The following is a 2,937-nucleotide window of genomic DNA, read 5'->3' as shown; positions in this document are numbered from 1 at the left end:
CGGCGGCGTAAGCCGACGCGAGGGACCGCCTCTCGGGAAGAGGGCGGAGAGGTGGAGAGGATCTGCCGCAGATCCGCATCGGCGCGCTGTTCGTCAACGACGCAATGCTCCGCAGCATCAGCCGGTGCCATCGTCCGTCGAATCTGCTCAGTCAGCCTCATGTTCTGACCTCCGGTTTCATCTCGCCATGAAGGCCCCGATCCGTGACCTCTTCTCGTGACAGCTGGCTCTGAAGACGACGCCGCGCCCGGTGCAGCCGAACGGAGCACACGGCAGCGCTGCAGCCAAGTACACGGGCAGCATCCCCCACGCCTAACCGCTCCCAGCCGATCAGCGCCAGAAGTTCACGATCGTCTGCGCTCAGCCGAGACCACGCCCGCTGGACCGCGTTCGCCTCCGCCACCTGGTCCCCGACGTCTCGGACCATCGGCGTCCGAGAGGCCTCGCCGGCATGTCGAGCCATGAGACGATCCGCTCGCTCCGAGGACCGCAGATGGTTGGCCACGATTCTTCGAGCCACCCCATACAGCCAAGGCAGCACCTCGGGTGGGATGTCATCCATCCGCCGCCACGCGACGGCGAAGACCTCCGCGGTGATGTCCGGTGCATCATCCGCACCTACGCGCCGATACGCGTACTGCAGTACAGAGCCATAGTGGTTCGCATACAGCACGCTGAACGCCTGCGGATTCTGCACGGGCACTCCTCTAAACGGGGCATGTCCTCTTCTTGTCCGCCTGGCTCCTGCTTCTTACAAGGCGACTTGGACGAAGTTCGTTGCCTACAGCCGAGATCGGGTCACCTGCCGGGAGTTCGCCTCGGTGCTCCCCGTTGTCAGTGTCGGCCGCTACGGCCCGCACCATGACGTCGACTCCCAACCCCCACCCCGTGCGGTGGCTGCTGGAGGTCACCGCTGCCGCGGCCTCCGTGGCCCCGGCCTCGTTCGAGCAGCAGCGGCAATTCCTGCGGTCCGTCGCTCAGTTCGACCGGCCTTCACGGGCCTGGTGGGCGTATATGGGCGCGCTCGATGTCCAGGCGCTCCGCAGTGCCACGCGGCGCCCTCGTGACGTCAGGCGGCGCGCTTCACGTGGCGGACCAGCCACATCAGCAGGGCGTCCAGGTCGGCGGCGGCCGAGAGGACCCGGTCGACCGCCTCAGGGGTGTGAAGCCACTCCTCGCAGCCGAGAGGGCGGGCGGCGATCAGCGACCGGTGGCGCAGAAGGTTCGTACGGGAGTGGTTGGTCGGGTAGCCGCGCGGGGGGCGTTTCATCACGTCCCCGGAGATGTCGTAGCCCTTGTTCCGTACGTCCTCGACGATGGCGGACAGTTCGCGGCCGCTCCTCTCGGAGGCCACGGCTTTGCGGAACGTGTCCACCTGGCCGGGATCGGGGTACCACCAGGCGCCCTGGATCCGCAGGCCGTCCAGGGAGAACCGGAGATTGATCTCGATCTTGCGGCCGAGTCGGATCACCGCGCCCTGGTGCTGCCACCACCAGGAGTTGGTGCGGTAGTGCCAGACGGAGAAGTCCTGGTACCGGGAGTCGGCGTCCGCGACCTCGTTGAGCAGGGCGATCATCGGCTGTCGGACCAGGCGTTCGCGGTCCGCGCGGTAGCGCTCGCGGATCGCGTGGGTCGGTTCGCCCTGGAGCTGCCACAACACGTCCATGGCCTGCTCCGGCCAGCCGGTGAACTGTCCGCGCATGCAGGCAGGTTAGCTCACCCATGGTCCGCGCGCGGAGAGCGAGACGGCTAGGGAGGCGTGGCCCCAGACAAGGTAGGAGGTGCTGCGGCTGTCCTGTCGCCTTGAGCCTGCTTATGGATCTTGTGCTGAGCTGCGGGGTTGCCAGGTCGGATGAGAACACTCAGGTCGGAGTTTTCAGTGCAGCTGGCTTCTGTGGAATCCGGGGTGGGTGCGAGCCGAGTCACGGCGGGACCGCTCGGACGAGTGTGGAGCAGATCTCGCGCGACGTAGGCTCACGGGTTGTGAACCAACAGGGTGAGGTCGGTAGGACGCGCTATCTGGTCCTTCATGACTATGGGATGGGGGGTCTGTGGTGGTGGGTGTGGGCGGGCTCGGCCGAGGAGATCATCGGTGCCTGCGCCGAGGTTGAGGTGGTCTCGGACCCGGATGCCGTGAGCCGTGCCGAGACATGGACCTTGGAGGAGGTCTGTCTTGACGATCCGGATCCGAATCCGCTGTCCAGCCTTCGCGCTCAGCGGGATGCCCAGCGTGGCCAGCCGGGATTCGGTGCCCTGGTGGGACGGGAGCGTGTGTGCTTGCGCTGGCCGGAGGGCGATGAAGGAGAGGTCTTCTTGATGGAACTCGGCCCGGACGGACGGCGGTTGCGGCAGGTTGAGATCGGTCCGGACGGTGGTTCGGTCAGGACGGGCATCGAGGACTGGCCGTTCAACCCGCCGTTCGACCTTCATGATCCGAAATATGCGTCCATGGAGATCGGCTCTGGTGACTTTCAGGAAGCATGGCAGCGGGCCCGGCACGAGTCCGAAGGCTGATCAGGCGGGTTACGGCCTGTGTGAGCTCGGCAGAAGCGCTGACAGAGCGGGTCCTGGCGACCGCGGATGGTGTAGATCCGCGCGAATCGTCGGCTCAGCACGGCGGCCGTTGCCAGGTAGAGCGCCTTGGGGTCGAGGGCGGATGTGGGCGGGCCCAGGATCAGGTGCGTCAGCACCACGATCTCGGGGAACGCCGCGAGATGGGTTTTGGTTGTGGATCTCGTCGACGAGCGCGAGTGCGACCCGCATTTTGGTCAGCAGGTCGCAGACGGCGTTGGTGATGGAGGTCTGGGTCTCCTCGCCTGGGACGTCACCCGCACCAGCGGCCGCGGCGGCATCCGGCTCGACTGGGAGGAACGCCAGGGCTGCCACTACGCTTTGACCGCGCTCGACGCCTACAACGTGCTGCTCTACACCGTGGTA

At 66.5% G+C, this 2,937-nt stretch carries 4 protein-coding genes; 2 read left to right on the top strand and 2 right to left on the bottom strand.

Annotation, left to right across the window (positions count from 1 at the left end; genetic code table 11):
- Positions 1 to 157: 157 nt before the first annotated feature.
- The gene (locus JF597_RS53390) at positions 158 to 697 is read right to left on the bottom strand and encodes a sigma-70 family RNA polymerase sigma factor (RefSeq protein WP_294014257.1); all 540 of its coding nucleotides are present in this window, start codon (positions 695 to 697) and stop codon (positions 158 to 160) included.
- Between the two features lie 372 nt (positions 698 to 1,069).
- Positions 1,070 to 1,702 carry a DUF2461 family protein gene (locus JF597_RS53385; RefSeq protein WP_294014255.1) on the bottom strand — a complete coding sequence of 211 codons (633 nt, stop codon included), beginning with the start codon at positions 1,700 to 1,702 and terminating at the stop codon, positions 1,070 to 1,072.
- A 281-nt stretch (positions 1,703 to 1,983) separates the two neighbouring features.
- On the opposite strand from JF597_RS53385, the gene JF597_RS53380 reads away from it, so the two are divergent.
- Positions 1,984 to 2,514: a hypothetical protein gene (locus JF597_RS53380; protein WP_294014253.1), complete on the top strand. Its 531-nt coding sequence runs from the start codon at positions 1,984 to 1,986 to the stop codon at positions 2,512 to 2,514.
- 213 nt (positions 2,515 to 2,727) lie between these two features.
- The coding region (locus JF597_RS53375) for a hypothetical protein (protein WP_294014251.1) at positions 2,728 to 2,937 on the top strand (210 nt) is incomplete at its 3' end.

The organism is Streptomyces sp., assembly GCF_019510245.1.
Taxonomy (GTDB): domain Bacteria; phylum Actinomycetota; class Actinomycetes; order Streptomycetales; family Streptomycetaceae; genus Streptomyces.
The sequence above is the reverse complement of the archived record's forward strand: the minus strand, read 5'-3'. Positions and strand labels throughout refer to the sequence as shown.